The organism is Rivularia sp. UHCC 0363, assembly GCF_034931125.1.
GTDB lineage: Bacteria > Cyanobacteriota > Cyanobacteriia > Cyanobacteriales > Nostocaceae > Rivularia.
The window spans coordinates 127,366-150,787 of the sequence record NZ_JAYGHM010000001.1 but is presented as its reverse complement, the minus strand read 5'-3'; the positions used below and the strand labels follow the sequence as shown (position 1 = coordinate 150,787).

At 38.9% G+C, this 23,422-nt stretch carries 23 protein-coding genes; 11 read left to right on the top strand and 12 right to left on the bottom strand.

Annotated features, from left to right (window positions below; translation table 11 throughout):
* The first annotated feature begins 13 nt into the window (after nucleotides 1-13).
* The gene (locus VB797_RS00630; RefSeq protein WP_323235677.1) at nucleotides 14-607 is read left to right on the top strand and encodes a helix-turn-helix transcriptional regulator; all 594 of its coding nucleotides are present in this window, start codon (nucleotides 14-16) and stop codon (nucleotides 605-607) included.
* 341 nt (nucleotides 608-948) lie between these two features.
* On the opposite strand, the gene VB797_RS00625 is transcribed toward VB797_RS00630, so the two are convergent.
* Nucleotides 949-1,428: a DUF4168 domain-containing protein gene (locus tag VB797_RS00625; protein WP_323235676.1), complete on the bottom strand. Its 480-nt coding sequence runs from the start codon at nucleotides 1,426-1,428 to the stop codon at nucleotides 949-951.
* Nucleotides 1,429-1,538: 110 nt separating this feature from the next.
* Nucleotides 1,539-2,525: a DNA polymerase III subunit delta gene (gene holA, locus VB797_RS00620; protein WP_323235675.1), complete on the bottom strand. Its 987-nt coding sequence runs from the start codon at nucleotides 2,523-2,525 to the stop codon at nucleotides 1,539-1,541.
* A 163-nt stretch (nucleotides 2,526-2,688) separates the two neighbouring features.
* Between holA and VB797_RS00615 the strand changes: the two genes are divergently transcribed.
* Nucleotides 2,689-3,480 (top strand): DUF1868 domain-containing protein, encoded by a 792-nt coding sequence (locus VB797_RS00615; RefSeq protein WP_323235674.1) that lies wholly within the window; start codon nucleotides 2,689-2,691, stop codon nucleotides 3,478-3,480.
* Nucleotides 3,481-3,653: 173 nt separating this feature from the next.
* Here the strand turns inward: VB797_RS00615 and VB797_RS00610 are convergent, their stop codons facing one another.
* Nucleotides 3,654-4,451, bottom strand: coding sequence for an RDD family protein (locus VB797_RS00610; RefSeq protein ID WP_323235673.1), 798 nt, complete (start codon nucleotides 4,449-4,451; stop codon nucleotides 3,654-3,656).
* A gap of 18 nt (nucleotides 4,452-4,469) precedes the next feature.
* On the bottom strand, nucleotides 4,470-5,333 hold the full coding sequence (locus tag VB797_RS00605) for a glycerophosphoryl diester phosphodiesterase membrane domain-containing protein (protein ID WP_323235672.1): 864 nt from the start codon (nucleotides 5,331-5,333) through the stop codon (nucleotides 4,470-4,472).
* Nucleotides 5,334-5,420: 87 nt separating this feature from the next.
* On the opposite strand from VB797_RS00605, the gene VB797_RS00600 reads away from it, so the two are divergent.
* A complete protein-coding gene (locus tag VB797_RS00600; protein ID WP_323235671.1) occupies nucleotides 5,421-6,386 on the top strand; it encodes a stage II sporulation protein M in 966 nt (321 codons plus the stop codon).
* Nucleotides 6,387-6,612: 226 nt separating this feature from the next.
* Here the strand turns inward: VB797_RS00600 and iscB are convergent, their stop codons facing one another.
* Nucleotides 6,613-7,887, bottom strand: coding sequence for an RNA-guided endonuclease IscB (iscB, locus tag VB797_RS00595; protein ID WP_323235670.1), 1,275 nt, complete (start codon nucleotides 7,885-7,887; stop codon nucleotides 6,613-6,615).
* 400 nt (nucleotides 7,888-8,287) lie between these two features.
* Nucleotides 8,288-9,052 (bottom strand): 3-oxoacyl-[acyl-carrier-protein] reductase, encoded by a 765-nt coding sequence (gene fabG, locus VB797_RS00590; protein WP_323235669.1) that lies wholly within the window; start codon nucleotides 9,050-9,052, stop codon nucleotides 8,288-8,290.
* Between the two features lie 131 nt (nucleotides 9,053-9,183).
* Between fabG and trxA the strand changes: the two genes are divergently transcribed.
* Nucleotides 9,184-9,501, top strand: coding sequence for a thioredoxin (gene trxA, locus VB797_RS00585; protein WP_323235668.1), 318 nt, complete (start codon nucleotides 9,184-9,186; stop codon nucleotides 9,499-9,501).
* A 282-nt stretch (nucleotides 9,502-9,783) separates the two neighbouring features.
* The gene (locus tag VB797_RS00580; protein WP_323235667.1) at nucleotides 9,784-10,353 is read left to right on the top strand and encodes a hypothetical protein; all 570 of its coding nucleotides are present in this window, start codon (nucleotides 9,784-9,786) and stop codon (nucleotides 10,351-10,353) included.
* Between the two features lie 14 nt (nucleotides 10,354-10,367).
* Here the strand turns inward: VB797_RS00580 and prmA are convergent, their stop codons facing one another.
* The 5 genes from prmA to VB797_RS00555 form a co-directional block, all read right to left on the bottom strand.
* Nucleotides 10,368-11,288, bottom strand: a complete 921-nt coding sequence (prmA, locus tag VB797_RS00575) for a 50S ribosomal protein L11 methyltransferase (RefSeq protein ID WP_323235666.1) — start codon at nucleotides 11,286-11,288, stop codon at nucleotides 10,368-10,370.
* A gap of 193 nt (nucleotides 11,289-11,481) precedes the next feature.
* A complete protein-coding gene (serA, locus tag VB797_RS00570) occupies nucleotides 11,482-13,062 on the bottom strand; it encodes a phosphoglycerate dehydrogenase (RefSeq protein ID WP_323235665.1) in 1,581 nt (526 codons plus the stop codon).
* Nucleotides 13,063-13,147: 85 nt separating this feature from the next.
* Nucleotides 13,148-13,312: a hypothetical protein gene (locus VB797_RS00565; RefSeq protein WP_323235664.1), complete on the bottom strand. Its 165-nt coding sequence runs from the start codon at nucleotides 13,310-13,312 to the stop codon at nucleotides 13,148-13,150.
* 565 nt (nucleotides 13,313-13,877) lie between these two features.
* Nucleotides 13,878-14,645 (bottom strand): 3-methyl-2-oxobutanoate hydroxymethyltransferase, encoded by a 768-nt coding sequence (gene panB / locus VB797_RS00560; RefSeq protein WP_323235801.1) that lies wholly within the window; start codon nucleotides 14,643-14,645, stop codon nucleotides 13,878-13,880.
* Nucleotides 14,646-14,759: 114 nt separating this feature from the next.
* On the bottom strand, nucleotides 14,760-15,842 hold the full coding sequence (locus tag VB797_RS00555; protein WP_323235663.1) for a ligand-binding sensor domain-containing protein: 1,083 nt from the start codon (nucleotides 15,840-15,842) through the stop codon (nucleotides 14,760-14,762).
* Nucleotides 15,843-16,540: 698 nt separating this feature from the next.
* Between VB797_RS00555 and VB797_RS00550 the strand changes: the two genes are divergently transcribed.
* The 5 genes from VB797_RS00550 to VB797_RS00530 all read left to right on the top strand — a co-directional run bounded on the left by VB797_RS00550 (nucleotide 16,541) and on the right by VB797_RS00530 (nucleotide 21,715).
* Nucleotides 16,541-17,971 carry a form I ribulose bisphosphate carboxylase large subunit gene (locus VB797_RS00550; protein ID WP_193924011.1) on the top strand — a complete coding sequence of 477 codons (1,431 nt, stop codon included), beginning with the start codon at nucleotides 16,541-16,543 and terminating at the stop codon, nucleotides 17,969-17,971.
* 103 nt (nucleotides 17,972-18,074) lie between these two features.
* On the top strand, nucleotides 18,075-18,488 hold the full coding sequence (rcbX, locus tag VB797_RS00545) for a RuBisCO chaperone RbcX (RefSeq protein ID WP_323235662.1): 414 nt from the start codon (nucleotides 18,075-18,077) through the stop codon (nucleotides 18,486-18,488).
* Between the two features lie 105 nt (nucleotides 18,489-18,593).
* Nucleotides 18,594-18,941 (top strand): ribulose bisphosphate carboxylase small subunit, encoded by a 348-nt coding sequence (locus VB797_RS00540; protein ID WP_323235661.1) that lies wholly within the window; start codon nucleotides 18,594-18,596, stop codon nucleotides 18,939-18,941.
* Between the two features lie 815 nt (nucleotides 18,942-19,756).
* Nucleotides 19,757-20,572 carry an AAC(3) family N-acetyltransferase gene (locus tag VB797_RS00535; RefSeq protein WP_323235660.1) on the top strand — a complete coding sequence of 272 codons (816 nt, stop codon included), beginning with the start codon at nucleotides 19,757-19,759 and terminating at the stop codon, nucleotides 20,570-20,572.
* 525 nt (nucleotides 20,573-21,097) lie between these two features.
* A complete protein-coding gene (locus tag VB797_RS00530) occupies nucleotides 21,098-21,715 on the top strand; it encodes a GDSL-type esterase/lipase family protein (RefSeq protein WP_323235659.1) in 618 nt (205 codons plus the stop codon).
* Between the two features lie 18 nt (nucleotides 21,716-21,733).
* Here the strand turns inward: VB797_RS00530 and VB797_RS00525 are convergent, their stop codons facing one another.
* On the bottom strand, nucleotides 21,734-22,495 hold the full coding sequence (locus VB797_RS00525) for a YdcF family protein (protein WP_323235658.1): 762 nt from the start codon (nucleotides 22,493-22,495) through the stop codon (nucleotides 21,734-21,736).
* 294 nt (nucleotides 22,496-22,789) lie between these two features.
* Between VB797_RS00525 and VB797_RS00520 the strand changes: the two genes are divergently transcribed.
* Nucleotides 22,790-23,350 carry a 1,2-dihydroxy-3-keto-5-methylthiopentene dioxygenase gene (locus tag VB797_RS00520; RefSeq protein ID WP_323235657.1) on the top strand — a complete coding sequence of 187 codons (561 nt, stop codon included), beginning with the start codon at nucleotides 22,790-22,792 and terminating at the stop codon, nucleotides 23,348-23,350.
* The last annotated feature ends 72 nt before the right edge of the window (nucleotides 23,351-23,422 follow it).

Below are 23,422 nucleotides of genomic sequence, written 5' to 3'. Positions count from 1 at the left end.
AAATCGTAAACTTATGGAAATAACAACAATAATTCAACCAGAAACGACAAGAGATTTAGAAAAACTACCTTTTTTAGTGGAAATAATCGAAAATTTTGAAGATGGTATTTTACTTTTAACTGAAACTGGCGAATTAGTCCATAGTAACGCTAGTGCTTACAATATTTGCAGTCAAATCGAGCAATGTCATGTCAATCAAAATTCCATACTGTCCATAATTCGCAATCTTTGCAGGTCATCGTTCAAAAACCAAATTTATTGCGATAATTCAAATATATGGTCGGAAGATATTGTCATTGCTCCTTCAACTATCTTTCGATTAAGAGTAAGATGGTTGAATCTAGAATTAACTAAGCAACCTTATTTATTAGTCACAATCGAAAATCGCTACGAAACTTTGAAAAATTCAGCTTTATCCGAAGCGAATAAATACCATTTAACGCAGCGTGAAGCAGAAATTTGGAGCCTTTACCGAGCTACATCTAGCTATAAACAGATTGCTAATAAGCTTTATATTACTGTTAATACGGTAAAGAAGCATATTAAAAATATTCGCGCAAAACAGCAAAGATTTTATCTTACCGAAATTCACTCCGGGATAACGTAAAATTTGTCTATCTCACTCAACTTATAAAAAACATCAATATTTTACCCCGGAGATTAAATATAGCCCTTTTGGGTTGAATCGAGTACAAAATTAGACCTCACCTCCTACCCCTCTCCGTATCCACCTGAGAGGGGTGTCCCACAGGACGGGGTGAGGTATGAAGTAAGATCTGTATTTTACCCAAGTGAAAACCGCCATAATTGCATTACCCTAACGAGTCGTACTGCGTTAAACGTGTAGCGTCTCGAAGGGAAATTGCAAATTTTTGATTGTTTTAACTTCCAGGCGTATTGTTTTTTTTGACCGAGAAATATGATTTTTAGCTTAAATTTTGCCTAAGTCTAATTAGGCTTTTTTTGTAGGCGAATTAAAGTATTATAAATCTGCCTTTTCAAACTTTCATCATTTTGTAATTTTAAAGTAATATTGTTGAAGCGTTCAATGCTCAGACCATTATCTTGAACAATCGTCTGAGAACGCTGACAGTACTTTTTGACAATATCTCTAGCTTTTCCCGTTGATAGAGATTCTATGGTTTTAGGCTGATTACAAACAATTGCCGGAAGTTCTTTACCTCCAGAAATTTTCTTGATTTCTTCAAATGCTTGGATGCGGCTTTGCTCTATTGTTAACAAAGCTCTAGAATAATTGGTAATCTCAGTGCTATCAATAGGTGAAGGAGTTTGAGCGTTAGCTTTTGAACTCGTCGTAACTATACTGCTAGCAACAATACTTACAGTGGCCAAAAGACCCAAAATAATAGACTTAGAAAGTATTCGAGCTATGTTAATCCTCTTTAAAGAATGAGTAATTCTCTTCATATACTTTGCGATAATTAACTACAGTAATAAGATGTTAATAAGTTTGAATTGTTTAAAGCGTCAGTTGTTCCCTTAAAGAACGAGCATAAATTCAATAAATATTTTTATTTTCATCTTTTTTTACAGATTTGGCACAGTTCAATGACTTTAGTTTGCAGGATTAAAACTTGTGCAGTTCCTTGTTTTAAATTCACTTCCAATTCAAGTAGTATAGGCAAGCAGGATACTAGTTGCTGCACCGAAAGAAACTGAACTTCGTTAAGCAAATATTTGATGCGGTAATGATTACGAACCTCAGCAGCACTTGCGATCGCTTGTGAAGAACGTTCACCAGTTTCCATCATAATTTTAATCCACAACCAAGTGCGAAACTGACCAATGAGTGTAGCAACTATTCGTAAAGAAGGTTCGGAAGCATTGAGCAAATCTGCTACTAAACTCAATGCTTGGGGAGTATTTCCCATTCTAATCGCACCAGCTAGCTCTAGGCTACTTCTCGTTCCATTTGTGACTAATTGAGCAGCGGTATCAACGTCTACTGGTTTCTTACTATCTTGGACATAAAGCTGTAATTTTTCTAACTCGTTATAAAGTAAGCGTGTATCGTTACCTACAGCCTCTACCAAAAATTCCGCGCACTTAGAAGTTAATTTTAGTCCTAGGGAATTTGCAGCCTTGTTGACAGATTCGATCAGCAAATCCGTCTTCCAGGGCGAAACAAGAGGAAATTCGCGAATTTGGGCAAATTTTTTGAATAATTTCGTTGATTTTAATCTTTCGTCGGGTTTACTAGAATTAGTAATTAATAAGTGAGAATTTTCGGGAATTACGGGTAATGTACGCTGTAACTCAGATAACACCATTTCATCAGATTGCTGAATAATAGAGGCATTCATCAGGCACACCAAACGTCCACCAGTTCCGAAAGGTGGTGTCATCGCTTGATTTAGAGCATCAATTGCAGCATTAGGATGTTCTGGGGGAAAAGTCGTGTAATTAAACGAAATCCAATTCGCATCGAGAACCTCGTCACGTAAATTGGCGATCGCCTTAGACATCGCAAAATCATCTTCGCCCCAGTATATGTGGATTGGCATTGTGAGAGAGGGATTGGGGGACAAGGAGATGGGGGGATGGGGAGAAAGATAATTATGAATTCATAAGTCCTAACTCCTCACTCCTAACTCATAACTCTTTATCTTGGTTAAATTGAGTGATTTTGCCTACAATTTATCCAATGAGTGCGGGAGAATATCAAGCTTGGACGACAATTATCAAACTTACATGAATCGAGTGGCGCGGATGACTCTGCTGTCAGCTTATACTTCTCAAGTTCAGCATCTACAGGAATCTGCTAAATTTGCCTCACATCCAGGGGGAGACAAAAAAGCCGTATCTTTTCCTGGGTATACGCTAATTACCCCACCTCATGGGGAAGAAGATTCAATGAACTCTACTTTCTGCTCGAAGTTACGGGATTATCAACAAGAACTTTTGCAGATGCCGATCTGTTCGGATCTAATTATTCCTATACCTCCTGATAGCTTTCATTTGACTTTAGCGGATTTGATTTGGGATAGCGCTTATCGTGACGCGATCGCAACAAATCCAGATTTTGAAGCACAATTAAAGTCATGTTTTGATGATATTTTTCAACAATATCAAAATTCTGTGACTCCAAATCCTTCAAAATGGCAAATGTTAGGATTAATGCTTATGCCAAGAGCTGTAGCAATTTGTTTGGTACCGCTAGATGAAAATAGCTACGAGCAAATTATTAACCTACGTCGGGCAATTTATCAAAATCCTAAATTGATCGCGTTGGGAATTGAGCAGCAGTATAATTTTACGCCACACGTTACTCTAGGTTACTTTAGCGAGATTACGCCCGATCTAGACCGAGCTAATTTCGCCACCATGCTTTCAGAATTAAATCAGAAATGGACTGAAAACATACCTACATTAACAGTGAGTCGCGCCGAATTACGTAAATTTGATGACATGACCCATTATTACCGAAAACCAAATTTCCCAGTTTTGGCTCTTAGTTAATAAAGTCTTGGGTAATAGGTAATCGGTAATCGGTAATGTGAAGATTGGGAGACAAGCACACACAAGGAAAGACTTATAAACTATTTGTAGTGAGAGCATCTTGCTCCCTAGTTGTTTCTCATCTAGAAAATTCTATTACCAATTACCAATTACCAATTACCAATTCCAAATTTTTATTCCCAACTCCTAAGTTCTCCATTCTTTTCTTGATAAGCAACATAAATAGCTTCTAAAAAAACATCGGAACTAATATTTTGAGGTACATTTTCTAGATGAATAATTTCTTTGATTTGTTTGGCTAATTTTAAAGATAAATCACTTTTCGCTTTTGGTAACATTGCTACCCGTCGCCGTAAGTATTCGCTAATTACAGCAAAATCATCGGGTAACATTGGCGAAAAGTCGGCGATTTGCAGTAACTCAGAACTGAATGCTTTAGCTGGTTCTGAAACTACAATTGTTGTTGATGCTATGGGGAGTTGATTTTGAATCACAATTGTACCAGCTACTAAATCTCCTAAACGTTTTTCTTTACCACCAAGCATAATTAGAAAAGCTCCGATAAATAAGAGCTCATCAACTGGTCTTAATAAAGCCCGTAAAGTTGCTTGGGGTAATCCTACAGGTTTACCGTCATCTCTAATGACGCGAATTTTTGCAAAGCGTTTACCAGGTGTTTGTCCTTGCCATAACGCTTCAAAGAATACAAAATAGCTTACGTAAATCGCGAACACAATAAAAAAGGCGATCGCTAACATCCATAGAGGAGTTTGAGTACCAAAAATTGAGATCCAAAATTGGCTCAGTTGAGTCCAAATCGTTGTCCAAACGACTATAAATAACGCTATTGTTAATCCTAAAACGTGATAGTCAATTAACAATGCCCAAGCACGATTACCAATTCCAGCAAGGGTAAATTCTAATTCTATACTTTCAGGAGTACGGAATTTTACACGTTTAAATATGTGCATGATTAAAGAATTTTTTAATTAAATATCATGGTCGCGTAATTGCAAACCCAAACCTTCGCGACGACTGCGGAGGTCGTAATAAATAGTTGCTTTGATTGCTTGCCAAAAAGGTACTACTATTGCAGCACTTACTAAACTAATAGCTATGTTAATTAAAGATGAAAGTAACAACAATGATGGATTCTCTTGAGTTTGAGCTAATCTACCCAAAGCAAACTGTATCAAAACGTTGACGATAGAAAGCGGAGCCTGTATGGGTATGGTTATTAAATAACCAACCAGCAAAATTCCTACAATTCGCCATACCTGACCCTTGGTTAACTCCCAACTTCTACTAATAGTTGAAGTAGCATCAATATTATCTTCAATTGCCAAAGGTATTTCAACTACAAAAAGTCGAGCCTGTATCCAAAGGGTAGCTGTTAATATAGCGCCCAAGAAAATAATTCCGAACAATATTAGTAATATTACAATACCAGGATTAAGCGTATTCCCTCCACTAGTAAGTGCAGTAATCAAGCCAGCAATTGCTACTGCTGCAATTAAATATAAAATAATTAGAACAATTAAAAAAACTGAGAAAATTACTAACATTAGTAAGTTCATCAGCAAAAACTGCCACAAGCGCGAATTGATGACTTTGCGTCCCGATCTTACGCTTTCAGGCTGATTTACTAATTCACCAAAACATAACCGCGAGATCAAAGCTAAAATCGCCGAACATTTTGCCCAGCCATAAACTGGTACGATTATCCATACATAGGCATTAAATGCTAAACCAAGGTAAGACTTCAGATGAGAACTATACATCCGCAAACCGGCACTGATAACATTACCTAGACTTAGAGGCTGTACTGGATCGGGATTTAAATTAGAAGACATAATACAAATAAGAGCGTTTTTTTGTCTGGAATTTGTTCAAAGGCTATATTAAATTAACTTAAAAGATAGTTTTTCCCAAAAAATTACATGAATATTCAACGTTGGATTGCAAGACGAGAACCAAATTGGCAACGCTTGGATTCTTTGTTGAGACAAATAGAGAAAAAAGGTTTAAAGTCCCTCACAGCCAAGGAAATCAGGGAACTCGCAAGTTTATATCGTTCCGTTGCGGCAGATTTAGCCCGCGCTCGGACTCAAAATTTAGGCAATACTATTATTCAAAATTTACAAACTTTAACAACTCGTGCATATACGCAAGTTTATCAAGGTTCGCGACGGCAAGAGTGGTTGGGAGCAGTAAAGTTTTATCGTTGGGGATTACCTGCAATAGTAAGGCAGACTTTTCCGTATATCGCTTTCGCGACAGCTTTATTTCTTTTAGGGGGAATAGTAGCTTGGTGGTACGCTTGGCAAGACCCAACCTTTATATCTTTAATAGTACCTCCAACAATAATTTCTAAAGTTCGCGACGATGGGGAATTATGGATGGGTTCGATTGTCGGCGTTGAACCTCTAGCATCTTCAGGGATTACAATTAATAACTTAAGAGTATCTTTTGGTGCGGTTGCTGGTGGAATAACCGCTGGAGCCTTCACAGTTTATTTAATGATATTCAATGGTTTATTAATTGGTGCAGTTGCAACTTTAGTCGGTCAAAATAGTTTAGCTTATCCTTTTTGGGCGTTTGTACTTCCGCATGGTTCCTTAGAATTACCTGCCATCTTTCTAGCTGGAGGTGCGGGATTATTAATTGGTAAAGCTATATTATTTCCCGGAAAATATCGTCGTCTAGATGCGATCAAACTTCATGGTTCTCAAGCGGTACAGTTAGTATTTGGGATTGTACCGATGTTAATTATTGCCGGGGTTATAGAAGGTTTTTTCTCTCCTAATCCCAGCATCCCAGACCCCATTAAATATTTAACAGGATTGGGCTTATTCATACTTTTAATTCTGTACTTCGGTCAGAAATCAGCGAACAGCGAACAGTGAATTTTGAATTTTAGATTTTAGATTTTAAGAAACATAGGGAATGGGGAATAGGGAGTAGAAAAAATGTGTTTATTTCATCTAAAACCTCCAGGAGACCCCGACTGTAACGGTACTCCGTTCAGTGGCGGGAGGAATGGAGGGGAAATTACGAAACGTTCCTTGAATGTATTTGAGTTTTAGCAAAAACAATGAGAGGAACAGTTGAGTAATTCCCAATTTCTTGGGTTTAAGTTGCATATGAGTATCCATCCTTTGAGTGAATGCGTTTACAAAACTTGTACGATATTCCTTGAACTAATCCGTGTAAGCCAGAAATATTGAAACTGCCTGATGAACGAATAGCCACTTTTCCGACGTAACAGCCAACTTTTTTACCAGTTTTGACAACTGCTTTAACGATGTCCCCAGTTTGAAAACCAAAATGGATTTTATTACTAGGTACGTATCGATTTGGAAAACCGTATTTATCGGTTCTACAGGATTGTCTAGAACCATGACCGACTGTTTTAATTAACAAAGGCTTAGTTGTCAAAACTTCTAAACTGTCAACAGTACCAACACATCCAGCATCTAACCAATGGGTTTTAGGAAGTTTGAGTCTCGTTCTGTTGAATTTAGTTAAACCGCCTGAGCCCGTGCTAACTGGTAGATTTGTTGTTTTCAATGCGTTAAATAATGCCCATCTGGTAGAATTCACAGCAGCCGCATCTTTTAGTGGACGCTTGGCTTGCAATTGTATTTTCTTACTTAGTTCTGGTTTTTTTGATAGAAAGGTTTTAATATCTTGCGTTCCTTTTTTCTTATTACATTTGTCACAAGCTAGGCAAAGATTTGATATTTTATTGCTCCCCCCTTTGGCTTTTGGATGAATATGTTCTACCTGAAGTGGTACATTTTCTACACCACAGTAGGTGCATTTTCTATCCCATTTGTTGAGTAGATATTCTCTAACTTCGTAGCCCAAAAGTTCACCTTGTTGATACTCAACACCTGATATTTCTGGATTCTCTAGCTGTTGCAAATCAAACCTTACTAGCTCTTGAGAAATGCCAGTTACAGGAGTTAATTTGATGAATTTTTTGACCCAAGTTAATACGGTTTCTACCCGATGCCGCAAAGACGGTGCTAACCATCCTTTTGGTCTAGCTCTATTTGAAAATTTTGGCTTGCGGTATTTAGTGTGTCTTGCTCTTCTACCGCGTCTTAACGATTTTCTAGATTCTAAAGACGCTTTGATGGCGGAACCTCTATGCGTTAATTCCGCACCAAAAACAACTTTATTATCTTTAACTAAAGCGAATCCTGTTACTCTTGAACCGGGATCGATTTTAATTTGAACGGATGAAAGTTTCTTCGTTGAAACATTTTTTAGAATGATTGTGAACGGGTAAGTCCGGTACACAGCAGCTTTTTTAGAAGTTAACAATTTTCTAGCTGTGGCAGGGTGTATAGGGTTACAAGGCTTTTTATCAGTATCGATTACAAAAACAAAATTGGACATAAAGTCCCTCCTTTGCAGGGTAATGTTAGCTTCGACAAAGTTAATAGTCGGTACTTTCCAAACAACACTTCCTTAACCCATTAAAGATGTTTAATTGTTCGGTTCTAGAGCAACGGACTAGCAACAATCCCTTGGTAGGTCTCTTAACACTTGCTATTAACGTAGTACTCGAAGTACTTAGTCTGGTAAACGTTAGGCTCTTTCAAAAGCCCTCACCTACCCGAAGGGAGGTGATGGGTAGTTTACTCGCTTTTAAGGAGATATAGCACTACGTTTTAGGGTTAGGACGTTTTCCGTTCCCTGTTCCCTATTCCCTGTTCTCTTGTAATGCTATACAAGCTACAAAATCCATTGACGCGAAAGCGTCTTCCCGCAGGGTAATCCAAAATCTAAAATCGAATTATGCCATCACCATTCCACCATCAACGTTGAAAACTTGTCCGGTAATGTATGCTGCTGCGGCATCTGCGGCTAAGAAACGCACCATTCCAGCGATTTCTTCTGGTTTACCGTAACGTCCTAAAGGTATCGCTTTGAGAATTTCTTCTGATTGAAGATTGCTTGTCATATCAGTTTCAATAAACCCAGGAGAAACAGCATTAACTGTAATACCGCGAGAGGAAAATTCTTTTGCTAAAGTTTTAGTTAAACCAATTACTCCCGCTTTGGCTGCGCTATAGTTCGCTTGTCCGGGATTACCCATTTGACCCGCAACTGAAGCAATATTTATAATCCTTCCCGAACGCTTTTTCAACATAGTTTTACTGACGGCGCGAGTACACAAAAATACGCCAGTTAAATTAATATTTATTACAGCTTGCCAATCTTCCGGCTTCATCCGTAAAAGTAAAGTATCGCGGGTTATTCCGGCATTGTTAACTAAAATATCAATCCGATTAAACTTTTCTAAAACAGTATTAATTAGCCGATCTACTTCTTCAACTTGAGAAACATCAGCTTGCAGCGCGATCGCACTTCCTCCGGCTGCGGTAATTTCCGATACCAACTCTTCGGCAGCTTGACTAGAATTGGCATAATTAACAACTACGGTTGCCCCTAATGTTGCTAGTTCTTGAGCAATTGCTCTTCCAATTCCCCGCGAAGCACCAGTAACAACGGCAACTTGTTCGCGTAAACTCTGCAAACTTTCGCTCATTAGTTCCATTAGTCTTCCTCAATATAATTTCATCATCTCAACCCGCTAAATATAATAGGCTGATTTGTACCGACGATTTACGTTAATTTTGGTTTAGATATTAGTATTAAACAGCAAAGGTAAAAAACAGGTTTTGTGATATGGCTAGTAAAAAGCAATTCAACAACTTTGAAGAAATGTTATCTGGTGCCGATGTACCAGTATTAGTAGATTTTTACGCTGAATGGTGCGGACCTTGCCAAATGATGGCACCGATTTTAGATCAAGTTAATTCCCAACTGCAAGGAAAAATAAGAATTGTTAAAATTGACACTGAAAAATATCCGGCATTAGCAAGTCAGTATCAAATTTATGCCCTTCCTACATTAGTGTTGTTTAAACAAGGTCAGCCAGTAGATAAAATTGAAGGTGCAATGCAAGCACCGCAGTTAGTTCAACATTTGCAACAATTTCTCTAATTACTTCCGCAAAAGTTTTGTTTGTAGACATTAAAGCTATGCGAGAAAGTTGGGAAGATATAAAAAGAAATGGCTCAGTTAGTTACTAATACTCAGAACCCGGTTTATTTTTAAATCGGGTTTTTTTACGTAAAAAGGGGAAAAATTTTAACTTTTATCCTTTAACCTTTGACCTATATCATCTACTAGTAACGGTGTTTACTGAAAAATACTGATAAATAGTGTAAAAAAAGTGTATGTTAGTCAGAGTCGGATGATATGCCGTCTTAAATATAGGATTTTATGAGCAAGCGTGAAAGTCCGGTTGGATTGATTTCTATTCTAGGAGCTACTTTCGGTCTTAGCATTGCTGGTATTTGGTTGGCGTATCAGTTTGGATTTGGTTCCCATTCGGATGTAGAATATACTTATGTCACAGATACAAAAAGTACATCTGTGAGGGATGAATCTAATAAGTCGGAAGCAGTAATTATTTCTACTCCCACTTCCACCCCTACTCCTACTCCTAAAAAGCTTAAAACAGCAGATGATATTGCTGAAAATCCTTTACAGGTAGAGGTTGCATTTTTAGTTGACTCTAACAAAATTACCAATCAAGGTGTAGAAACGCTAGATAAATTAGAAAAGCAAGTTGTAGAATTTGACCATAAAAGTGTTGGTATACGAATTTTTTCTAATCCTGGTGAATCGGAGTTGAGTCAAGAAATTGCCAGAGAGCGAGGTGAGGAAATAGCTGGTTATTTACGTTATCTAGGATTGAAACACAAGATAGTAATTTCTAAAAGAAGCGCTGACATTCCAGAAGATCGACAATCGAATCAATCCTTAGTGGTTCAATTGTACAAACTTTAATGATGAAGAGGTTGCTAACTTCTCCTCACATTCAAACAACACCATTCTTTCCGCTTCCATAAAGTCGCAACCAACCAGCCATTTTTCTCTAAAACCTCGGTGACAGCGTTAGATTGTTCTAATAAAATACCGCTAAAAATAGCCCAGGTAGTAGGTTTAACGATCGCGCTCATTGAGGGAACTAATTCCATAATAATGTCGGCTAAAATATTGCAGACAATACCGTCTACTGGTTCTGCAATCAGTTTTTGAATTGCTTCTACACTCCCCTGCGCTACCATCAAACGTTCGCTGTCAATGCCGTTAAATTCGCGATTTTCTATGGTCGCATTTACTGCTAAGGAGTCAACATCTACAGCGTAAGCTTTTTTTGCTCCTAATAGTAATGCTCCGATGGAAAGTATACCCGAACCGCAGCCAATATCAGCAATTACCGCAGCTTCTTTTTTTTCTTCCGAGCCAACAAAAGATTGTGGTATATCGCTAAAGCGCATTTCTAGGGATTCCAAACAAAGCTGAGTAGTCGCGTGAGCGCCAGTACCAAAAGCTACACCTGGGTCAAGTTTCACAACGATCCGCTCGGTGTTTTGGGGAGCCGGTATCCAAGAGGGATTAATTAAAAAGCGATCGCCAATTTCTTGAGGTTGCCAATGTTGTTTCCAGCTACTCGACCAGTCTTCTTCGTCGATTAGTTTCCACTGTAAAGAAGGTAACGGAGTTTCCAAACAAAGAGCATCTTGACGCAACCACAGCGATAGTGCAGCTAAGTCTAATAAGTGTGCTTGAAATTCCGGTAAGTATGCTTGTACTGAAATTAAATTACCTTTTTTTTGGCTGGCAGTTCCCCGACAGCCAAATTCCTCAAGCCGCCAAAACACCGAATCTTCAATCTCTGGAGAGCAGAGAATCTGTAGTTCCCACCAAGTTTTTGCCATCGGATTAAAAGAGTTAGGAGTTAGGAGTTAGGAGTTAGGAGTTAGGAGTTATGAGTTAGGAGTTAGAAATAAGAAAATTTATAAGTAAAGATTGTGTCCGAACTCCCAATTACTAAATCCAGTGGTTCTATTTTTCAAACTTTCATCTTCCTAACTTTCAACTCTTAACTCCACACTCCTAACTCCTAACTTTTCATAGGGTTACTGTATATGCATCTCGAATGCCGGGTACCTTGGTAATCTCTTTCAAGATTCCGTCTGGTAAGGGATCGTCTATACTCAAGACCATTACCGCATCACCGCGAATAATTTTACGTCCTACCTGCATACTGGCAATATTAACGTTAAAACTGCCCAACAAAGAACCTATTTTACCGATAAGTCCCGGCATATCGCGATGTACGGTAAATAGCATATAGCGGCTTGGTGGTACGTTGATGGGAAAATCATCAAGGCTAGTAATCCGAATTTCTCCACCACCCAACAAAGCACCCGTTACTGAATGAGTTCCCAAATTACCCGTAGCTTGTAAATGCAGCGAACCGGCATAATCTTTAACTGAATCATCCCGCGTTTCAATCACGCGAATTCCTCTTTCCTTAGCTTCAATGCTAGCGTTAACGTAATTCACTCTTTCGCGTAAAGCTTGATAAAGCAATCCTTTAAGAGAAGCTACAACTAAAGGTTGGCTCTTGTTAGTTGCGAGTTCTCCTTGTAGGCTGACATTAAGTAATTCTACTCTGCCACCGGCAAGCTGTCCGACCAAGTTACCTAATGTTTCCGCTAGCTCCATATAAGGCTTGAGTTCTTCCAAGACATTGGGATTAAGTCCGGGAATATTTACCGCAGAACGAGCTGGTAATCCTAGTAATACATCACGAATTTGTTCGGCTACATCGATCGCCACGTTTACTTGTGCTTCGTTAGTGGATGCTCCCAAGTGCGGAGTCAAAATCACTTCTTTTCCTAAAGCTTTCAAGGGAGAATCACCCAAAGGTTCCGACTCGTAAACATCCAACGCCGCGCCCTTGATTGTACCTTGCTTAAGGGCTGCTGCTAAAGCTTCCTCATCAATGATTCCACCGCGAGCGCAGTTGATAATGCGAGCGTTAGGTTTCATTTTCGCCAACATTTCGGCGTTAATGATATGAGTGGTTTCTGGAGTTTTGGGAATATGCAGCGTGATGTAATCGGCTTGTCGTACCAGTAAATCTAAATCTACTAGCTGAACTCCCATTTGTTCCGCTCTTTCGTTAGAAATAAACGGGTCAAAAGCGAGTAATTTCATTCCCATTGCTTTCGCAACGCTAGCTACATGAGAACCAATTTTGCCTAAACCAACGATACCCAAAGTCTTTTTATAAACTTCAACACCAACAAAACTTTTGCGGTTCCATTCACCGGATTTTACCGAAGCATTTGCATCTGGAATATTGCGAGACATTGCCATCATCATCGCTAAAGCGTGTTCGGCTGCTGCAATGGTATTACCTTCAGGAGAATTTACTACTACAATTCCTTTGCGAGTGGCTGCGGGTACATCCACATTATCAACACCCACACCAGCACGACCGATAATTTTTAGATTTGTAGCAGCTTCAATTACGGATTGAGTCACGGTTGTACCCGAACGAATCATCAGCGCATCATATTCACCAATAATTTGCTGTAATTCTTCCGGCTTTAAATCTAATTTGACATCAACGTTAGCAACTTGAGACAAGATGTCAATTCCTGCCTGGTCAATTGAATCGGAAACTAGAACCTTAGACATAACTGCTTATTTTAAAGCTAATAAGTGTTTGTGGAGAGAACTGTAGAACTTAAACTCAAACGAATGGCGATTTATATATAAATTACTATTTACAATATCTCACGAGAATGACACGCCGACCTATACAGTCTGAAGAAGTTTTCACCGGCACCATGTGGCGTTTTTCTTCATATCCCATCTGTGCCATCCGAATGGCGATCGCCACTCGTACAGGAAGTAAATACAATCCACCAATAACACGATCAGGCATCTACAGTTCATCTATTTATAAAAACTTCAGAAAACCCAAAATATTGTTCAAAATATTATATGTAAAAGTATTTACCGTACAAATTAAGTGACTGTGGTTTATTTGAATAAAAAAGATAATCAATCGTATAAATTTAAACTTGTAAAGTGATATTAATCAAAAAAAATTGGGAATTATATCAGGACTTCCAAATTAAAAAATATTCAATTTTCCGTCCCTAGTGCAAACTATAAGCTCGCTACAAGTACCTGTGCAAAATTAATTTAACATTTCGTTTAGATAGGGAACGGTTATATAACTGAGTAGTAAATATATAAATAATCTTGCTTAACTACTTACTTATGTCTCAAGCGAGCATCTTGTTCACTTACTTATGTCTCAAGCGAGCATCTTGTTCACTTACTTATGTCTCAAGCGAGCATCTTGTTCACTTACTTATGTCTCAAGCGAGCAAGATGCTCGCACTACGATTTAACTTTTCAATAAGCCTAATTACCAAATAATCCAAAATTTCTATATTCCTAACTCCTCACTCCTAACTCCTAACTTTTAACTCCTCACTCCTTCAAAACTTCCCTTCCCGAACTTCTTGACTAAACTCACTTACAGCTTGAGTAATTGTCTCGCGCAAATTTGTATAAACTTTGGCAAACGGCGGTTGTTTTTCAGAAAGTCCAAGTAAATCGGAAGTGACTAAAACCTGCCCGTCGCAGTGAGAACCGGCTCCAATTCCAATAGTAGGAATGCTAACTTTTTGAGTAATTTCTAATGCCAAATCTGCGGGAATATGCTCCAAAATCATTGAAAAAACACCCCCTTGTTCTAAAGCGATCGCCTCTTGCAAAATATTGTTTCGGGCTGCTTCGGTTTTACCTTGTTGCCGTAAACCCATTTGATTTACCGATTGCGGTGTTAAACCAACGTGTCCCATCACCGGAATTCCCGCTTGTACCAAACGAGCGATCGTATCAATCATGGACGGATATCCGCCTTCTAATTTTACTGCCGTAGCTCCCGTCTCTTTTAATACCCTACCCGCCGAATGCATCGCTTGAGCAACGCTTTCTTGATAAGTCATAAATGGTAAATCAACTACCATCAAAGCTTGCTTTACCCCGCGTCTTACAGCTTTAGCATGGTATATCATTTCTTCCAGAGAAATCGGCAGCGTATTTTGATAACCCAAAACCCCAGCCATCGAGTCACCAACCAAAATTAAATCCACCCCACTATCATCTAATAACTGAGCAATCAGATAATCCCAAGCAGTTAGCACCACAATGGGACGATTTTGTTGCTTATATTGAATTAACTTTTGGATAGTAATAGCCATTAAAGGATTTTGGATTTTGGAATTGGGAATTGGGAATTGGGAATTGGGGATTGGGGATTGGGAATTGGTAATTGGTAATTGGGAATTCTCCCCATCTCCCCATCTCCCCATCTCCTACTGCACTGCGCGAGTAAATGCAAGATGCGCTTTTGCTTTTTCCATTTTGGGCATTAGCCAAGCTAAACCTTCACTGGTACCAATCCATAGTTTGTTGCCAACGTCGGGTGCAATAGAAATAATTCTACTGGAAGGAAGACCGGCGACTTTATCTAGAACAGCTCCCGTATATGGATTTAATCTTAACAAACCGTTATCGGTGCCAACCCAAACGCTCTTATCATTAGCAAAACTGATAGATGTCACATTGCGTCCCCGTAAAGCTGTTACAGAACGTAATATTGCCCCAGTTTTCGAGTTAATAACTAGTAAATTATTGGGTGTTCCCGCCCAAATTAATCCTAAAGAGTCAATAGCCAATGTTTGTACGGTTGTACCCGGCAACTCTTTAATCTGTTTCATTACAACAGCTTTGGCGGTATTGACTCGCACCAAACCATCCAAAGTTCCCACCCAAAGATGACCTTGAGCGTCCATTGTCATGGCATTTGCACTGACACCGGGAAGTTTTTTTAATGTGGTCATAATCAATCCTTCATCGGGACTAATCAAAGCCAAACCGTTATCTGTACCCGCCCAAACATAACCGCGTTTGTCAACTTGTAAAGATAATACTCTTTTGGAAGGTAAAAATAAATTCTGGGCTGTAATTTCATTACTGCGGGGGTCTACTCGTTTCAATCCTTCATAGCTTCCGACCCATAAGCGTCCAACTTTATCTTGCACCATTGCCCCAATAGCGTAATTAGGTAAATTAACGCGAGCTAATATTTCGCCTGTATTAGGATTAATCCGTGTTAAACCTCGTCCGTAACCGACCCAAAGATCTCCCGTGTAGTCTGCCTGCAAAGCTTTGACGCTAAAATCGGTTTCTTGGATATTTTCGATTTGTCGTCTTTGCTCTGGTAAAGGCTGTTGTCGCGGTGGTGGTGGTGAAACAGGATAAGCCGGAGTTAGTTCCGATGGATCGACACGCAGAATTTTTTCTGCCGCAACGCGATCGCCAAAACCCGAAAATGTCACCAATCCCAGTAAGGAAGAACAGAAGAATAAACTAGTACGCTGACTAAAAAACACCACGATGATAATCTCTACGAAAACAACTAATCTCAGTGTTCCCTTTTGACAGTTATCAATTATCAGCTAGAGCTAATTCGAGTAATTTTATATTCCATACCCAAAACCCTTATCAAAAAGTAACTATTATAACGACCATTTTGTAAAGGCTTCTTAATAAAAAGTTAAAATATACGTATGATAAGAAATTCAAATATAAAAGTTAAAAAGATTCAAATAATAACCATTCAAATTCTTGATATATTGTGAGACAGGCTACAGATTGCTTCGCGTACAGTTTTGACTTCCGCCGATCGCTTATCTAAATCTCAACGAATAAGTTGAAGTGTGAACCACTTTTTCCTGTTGATTGAGTGAAATTAAGGATTATGCAAGGTAGGCAAAAACAAGTTGTTTGTATCCGAAAGTCCGTGGGACACACGGCTGAAAAGCTCAGTTAATGTCATCATCGATGAGTGGCTGAGAAACCTATACTTACGTAAGAGAAGTGTAAGTATGTCACAGGAGTTGCGGAACGAACAAAGAAATTTTTTTGATTCGCTTGAAGTTTGCAAGGAGAATAATCCCTTGAATACTTTAGACAAACTCTAAGAAAAGAAATCAGTAAGTCCTTCCGAGAATCAGAAGGAAATATTCGATTGTAAGTTCGGCTGTCGCGTAATTTGTAAGCAAAAAGATTAACTTTTAGGATTGGATAAAATATGTCTTACTCTCAAACGAGAACTCAGTCTAAATCAGGGTATGAAGCTGGGGTAAAAGATTATAGATTAACTTATTACACCCCGGACTACACTCCAAAAGATACAGACCTTTTGGCGGCTTTCCGGATGACTCCTCAACCCGGAGTTCCTCCAGAAGAAGCTGGTGCTGCTGTAGCTGCTGAATCTTCTACAGGTACCTGGACAACTGTATGGACTGACTTGCTCACCGACCTAGACCGCTACAAAGGTCGTTGCTATGATATCGAGCCAGTTCGCGGTGAAGATAATCAGTACATTTGTTATGTAGCTTATCCTTTGGATTTGTTTGAAGAAGGTTCTGTTACTAACGTTTTGACCTCGATTGTAGGTAACGTATTTGGTTTCAAAGCTTTGCGGGCGCTACGTTTGGAAGATTTGCGTATACCTGTTGCTTATCTAAAAACTTTCCAAGGACCTCCTCACGGTATTCAGGTAGAGCGCGATAAGTTGAACAAGTATGGTCGTCCTCTATTGGGTTGTACCATTAAGCCTAAATTAGGTTTATCCGCTAAAAACTACGGACGCGCTGTATACGAGTGTTTGCGCGGTGGTTTGGACTTCACCAAAGACGACGAAAATATTAACTCCGCACCTTTCCAAAGATGGAGAGACCGTTTTACCTTTGTTGCTGATGCTATCTATAAAGCACAAGCAGAAACCGGCGAAATCAAGGGTCACTACCTCAACGTAACCGCTCCTACTTGTGAAGAAATGCTCAAGCGGGCTGAGTATGCAAAAGAACTCAAGATGCCCATCATCATGCATGACTACCTGACCGCAGGTTTTACTGCTAACACCACCTTGGCTCACTGGTGTCGCGACAACGGTATATTGCTACACATCCACAGAGCAATGCACGCGGTAATTGACCGTCAAAAGAATCACGGTATTCACTTCCGCGTATTAGCTAAAGCATTACGTATGTCTGGTGGAGACCACATCCACACTGGTACTGTGGTTGGTAAACTTGAAGGCGAACGCGGTATTACAATGGGTTTCGTTGACCTGTTGCGTGAAAACTACATCGAGCAAGATAAGTCTCGCGGTATTTACTTTACTCAAGATTGGGCTTCCATGCCCGGAGTAATGGCTGTTGCTTCTGGTGGTATCCACGTATGGCATATGCCCGCACTATTAGAAATCTTCGGTGATGACTCCGTACTACAGTTTGGTGGTGGTACTTTAGGACACCCTTGGGGGAATGCTCCTGGTGCAACTGCAAACCGCGTTGCGTTGGAAGCTTGTGTTCAAGCACGTAACGAAGGACGCAGCTTGGCTCGCGAAGGTAACGATATTATCCGCGAAGCTGCAAAATGGTCTCCTGAATTAGCTGCGGCTTGCGAACTTTGGAAAGAAATCAAGTTCGAGTTCGAGGCAATGGATACCGTCTAAATGTATTAGTTGTGAGTGTTTCGTTTCGGGTTTTAAGTTTAAAATCGCTTTAATTTAAAACTCAAAACTTATAACTCATAATTATTATGGGCTGGGGTCATGTATGGATATAAAGCAAATTGCCAAAGACACAGCCAAGATGCTGCAAAGCTACTTGACATATCAAGCAGTGAGAACGGTATCGGCTCAAATTAACGAAACGAATCCTTATGTTGCAGCTTGGCTGCATCGCTTTTCTACCAAGGAAAAAATCCAAGATGGAGAAGCGTATATTGAAGAATTATTCCGAGAAAAGCCTGAATTAGCTTTACGGATTATGACAGTCAGGCAGCATTTAGCGGAGGAAGTAGCCGAATTTTTGCCCGAAATGGTAAGTACTGGAATTGTGCAAGCCAACATGGAACATCGTCGTCAGCATCTTGAGCGGATTACGCAATTAGATTTATCTAACCCCAGCGTTCAACAAGAACAACCAACTTTAGATAGTAGCTCGGATGATTCGAGCGAAAACAGTTAGGAGTTAAGAGTTAGGAATGAGGAGTTAGGAGTTTTCATTAACAACTAACAACTATCAACTAACAACTATCAACTAACAACTAACCACTAATAACTAATCAAAAATATGCAAACTTTACCAAAAGAGCGTCGGTACGAAACCCTTTCTTACTTACCACCATTAACCGATGCTCAAATTGCGCGTCAGATTCAATTTATTTTAGACCAGGGTTATTTTCCTGCGATTGAGTTCAACGAAGTTTCTGAACCAACAGAAATGTATTGGACAATGTGGAAGTTACCTTTGTTTAATGCTAGATCTCCACAAGAAGTATTAGCTGAAGTTCAAGGTTGTCGTTCTCAGTTTCCTAACTGCTTCATTCGTGTAGTTGGTTTTGACAACATTAAGCAATGTCAAATTCTTAGCTTCATGGTACACAAGCCCAACCAAGGTGGCGGCGGTTACAGATACTAAGCTTTGAATTTTAGAATATTTTCCCTTCCTACTAAATGTAGGGAGGGAATTTTGGTTTTTATCTACACAATTTGTAGGGTGTGTTACGGCACGGAAAAATATTGATTAAACATTACTATTTGAATAATGCCGTAACGCACCGTTAATTATCGGTTAAAATAATGCGTTTTATATTAAATCGGTTGACATCGGGATTATATATTTTTGAACGTAGAACAACACAAAATTTGTAGATTGGGTTAGGCACAAAAACCAATTTGATTTATAACGAAAAATTATATAAATCGTGTTGTAACCTAACATTACGAATTCAAGGATACAAGATATTTTTAGTTGGGTTAGTAACCCAACATGGCGATCGCGAACAAAAAGTTGGTAGTTGGTAGGTTGGGTTAGACACGAAAGTTAATTTGATTTGTGACGAAAAATTATATAAATCGTGTTGTAACCCAATATTACGAATTGAAGAATACAAGATATTTGTAGTGGTCTTTTTCATTAATTACGATCGGTAATAAATTCGTAGTGCGTTCACGAAGTGTGCGCGAAGCGCAAGCTTCTAGCTGGCTCGTTACAACCAGCGAGCGAGACGCTCGCACTACCCAAACCTGTCAAAACAAATGAAAAGCAGTAGTAGTATACCGGCGATCGGATGTTGGGTTACGGCACAAGATGAATTCTGGTGTTGAAAATCAAAGTTATAAGTGTGCCGTGAAGCCAACCTACGAACTACGGATTATTCCGGTTATCTACGATCCCAGAATCGGTAATAAAATTTCTATATTAGTATTCATATTAATCGCATCTTATATAAAATGACTGAAGCAGATACTATTTCTAATACACAATTACCCCGCACTCGCAAGTCTTTAACACAAGACTTAATTAACGCAGGTTTATCTCCAGGAATAACGGTAATTCTACATTCTTCTCTTAGTTCTTTGGGATGGATTTGTGGTGGTGCAGTTACAGTTATGCAAGCTTTGATGGATGTAATTACACCGTCCGGAACTTTGGTAATGCCTACCCATAATAGCGATTATTCAGATCCAGAACCTTGGCAAAATCCAGCAGTTCCTAGTAAGTGGTGGCAGATTATTCGCGATACAATGCCAGCTTACGACCCAAAAGTTACTCCTACAAGAAAGATGGGGAAAATTGTTGAAGTTTTCCGAACTTATGAAAACGTTTTACGAAGTTCTCACCCAACTTATTCTTTTGCTGCTTGGGGGAATCATGCTGAAATTATTATCAAAAACCATTCTCTTGATTATTCGCTTGGGGAAGAATCACCTTTAGCTCGTCTTTACGATTTGAACGGTTATGTACTTTTATTAGGAACCCCATACGATACTTGTACAGCTTTCCATTTAGCGGAATATCGAATAGGTGATATTAGAACAGTTGATTACGGAGCGCCGATTTTGTCAGCGGGAAAACGAGTGTGGAAAAATTATTTAGATCTTGATTTTAATACCGATTGTTTGCTCGATATGGGTGAGGATTTTGAAAAAGCTGGTTATGTCAAGACTTCACAAGTTGGTTCGGCACCAACCAAGTTATTTAATGTTAGAGATGCCGTTGATTTTGGCGTAAACTGGTTGAAGGATCGAGAAAATAATCCAAAATAGTAGATGGTAGGTTGGGTTAGACACGAAAATCAATTTGATTTGTGACGAAAATATATATTAATCGTGTCGTAACCCAACATTGCGACTGCGGACAAACAAAAATTATCCGTCATCAGAATACAACATAATTATACAATACCGGCGATAAGATGTTGGGTTACGGCACAATATGAATTATGGGATTAAAAACCAACATTACAAGTGTGCCGTGAAGCCAACCTACAAACTAATAGATGGTAGGTTGGGTTAGACACGAAAATCAATTTGATTTGTGACGAAAATATACATTAATCGTGTCGTAACCCAACATTGCGGCTGCGGACAAACAAAAATTATTCGTCATCAGAATACAACATATTGTAGAATACCAGCGATAAGATGTTGGGTTACGGCACAATATGAATTATGGGATTAAAAACCAACATTACAAGTGTGCCGTGAAGCCAACCTACAAACTAAGTATATTTACTGCGACTCGTTCAAGAGTCTGTGGCTTATAATTCGTTGTTAAAATCCAAGATAGAAATGACTTCACAACTATTAAAAGAAATCAGAATTTGCTTTGTTGGCGAATCATTTGTAAACGGTACCGGCGACCCGGAATGTTTGGGTTGGGCTGGTAGAATATGTCAAGATGCCTTTTTGAAAGGTTTTGATATTACTTACTATAATTTGGGAGTTCGGAGAGAAACGAGTACTGAGTTGAGAAAGCGGTGGTTGCAGGAAGTTTCTTATCGTTTAACTCAAGAATGCGACGGTAGAGTTGTATTTTCTTTCGGTGCCAATGATACGACTATAGAAAATGGTAAAACTCGCATTTCTTTACAAGATTCTATTACTAATTTACGGGATATTTTAAGTATAGCTAAAGATTTATACCCGGTTTTAGTAGTTAGTCCACCACCGATAGAAGATAAGCAGCAAAATCAAAGAATGGACGATCTATCAAAAGAGTTTGCGAAAGTTTGTAACGAATTAAATGTTCCCTATTTAAATATTTTCCCAGAATTGATAAGATCGGATACCTGGATGGATGAAGTTAAAAAATATGATGGCGCTCATCCGAGAGCCGCAGGATATCAAGCATTTGCTGATATTGTACAAAACTGGGAAGGTTGGTTAAATTGGTTGAAGCTAGATTAGGTGGTTTTCTTGAAATATTTATCTTTGACCTACAATTTGTGGCTGTTCTCGTTTCGCGGTATTTTGAGGAACAAGCTCTCCTTTTATGCCATATTTAACTAAACCCATATACTCATAAAACATCATCATTGCTTTTCTCGTTTGAGTTAAATGGGGAGCAGGACTTTTATGAGGAATCACTTCAAACCCGACATTGCGAAATGTTAATAGCGATCGCAACATATGAGGAGGGTCTGTGACCAAAATAATTCGCTTGACTCCTTGGGGTTGCAGTACTGAAGCTGTGAATAAAGCGTTTTCTTTGGTAGTTTGAGAACAGTGTTCTTCTTCAAGTGCTGTTTTGGGAATACCTTCTTGTTCTAACTTTTGAACTATTTCGGTTCCATCACCAGCACCGCTCGCAAAAATTAAAGGCGCTCTTTGCGATTCCCAAAGATTTGCTGCAACTTTAACTCTTGAATTTCTAAATACTTGTCCGCGCCCTAATATTACAATAGCATCTGCACTTTGACCTCTATCGGCAGGAACAAATGCAACTAAACCTTTATTTGCGACAGCTGTTATTAACGGAAATTGAGCGCTAAAATAAGTTATTAATAATAAAGTTGCGAATCCACTCCATAAACGTTTCCAACGAAATCTGGGAACAATCCAAGGTAAGAAAATCAAAAATAACAGCGGCAATACTACTAAAATTGGATTCATTAACCAGTCCGCGATCGCGGATTTTAGTTCGAGCCACTGACTGGGAGGACGATTACATAAAGCTTGGTCAAGCATTGGATTTGTCTGTTAAGAAATATAAATGCTCTTTACTGTTATATTAAACTACTTTTTCAATAGATGCCTGTTCGCTACAAACCATTATCAAAACTAACGTTGAGGAGATAAAGTCAATATTTGAAGTTAATTCGAGAGCGATAAATTTAAATTATTAATTTTTTGCTTATATTAATTAAATAAACCTGATTTATTCCGGATTTATTTCAGAAAATATTTTTAAATGATATCCTAAATAATGTAATTAAAAACACATTTAGCCAATTCTAAATTATCACTTATTAGAGGTCAATTATGGCAATTTTAGAGTTAGAAAATGGAAAAATTTATACCGACTTGCAATCTATTAGTAAGGAATTAGCGCCATTAAATATTCAACTTGATTATTGGGCGATCGCAGAGAACCAAGAGTTAGCTCAAAAGCTTGCACAAGCTAGCCTTGATGATAGCGAGAAGGAAGAAGTATTGCAAAGCTTAGATAAGTATTTTGAGCTACTTAAGCAAACAGCAGGCTATAAAGAACGAGATTTAATAGTTTTACATCCAGGAATTTCCAACCTAGATCAAATGTTGCAGAAATTCGACAGCATACACACCCACGCAGACGATGAAGTACGCTATATCATCGAGGGAGAAGGAATATTCGGTTTCGTGCGTCCTGATGGTAGCCAAGTAGAACTTACCGTACAGCCCCAAGAATATATCAATGTACCCGCCGGATGCGAACACTGGTTTTATTTAACACCTAAACGTCGGATTAAAGCAGTACGTTATTTTATCGGTAGAGAAGGTTGGGTTCCTGAATATACGGGTACGGAAAAGGTTAAAGGTCAAAGGTTAAAGGTTAGGAGTTAGTAGTGCGAGCGTCTCGCTCGCTATCAATCCCCCATGTCCCCCCATCTCCCCATCCCCTCATCTCCCCCTACT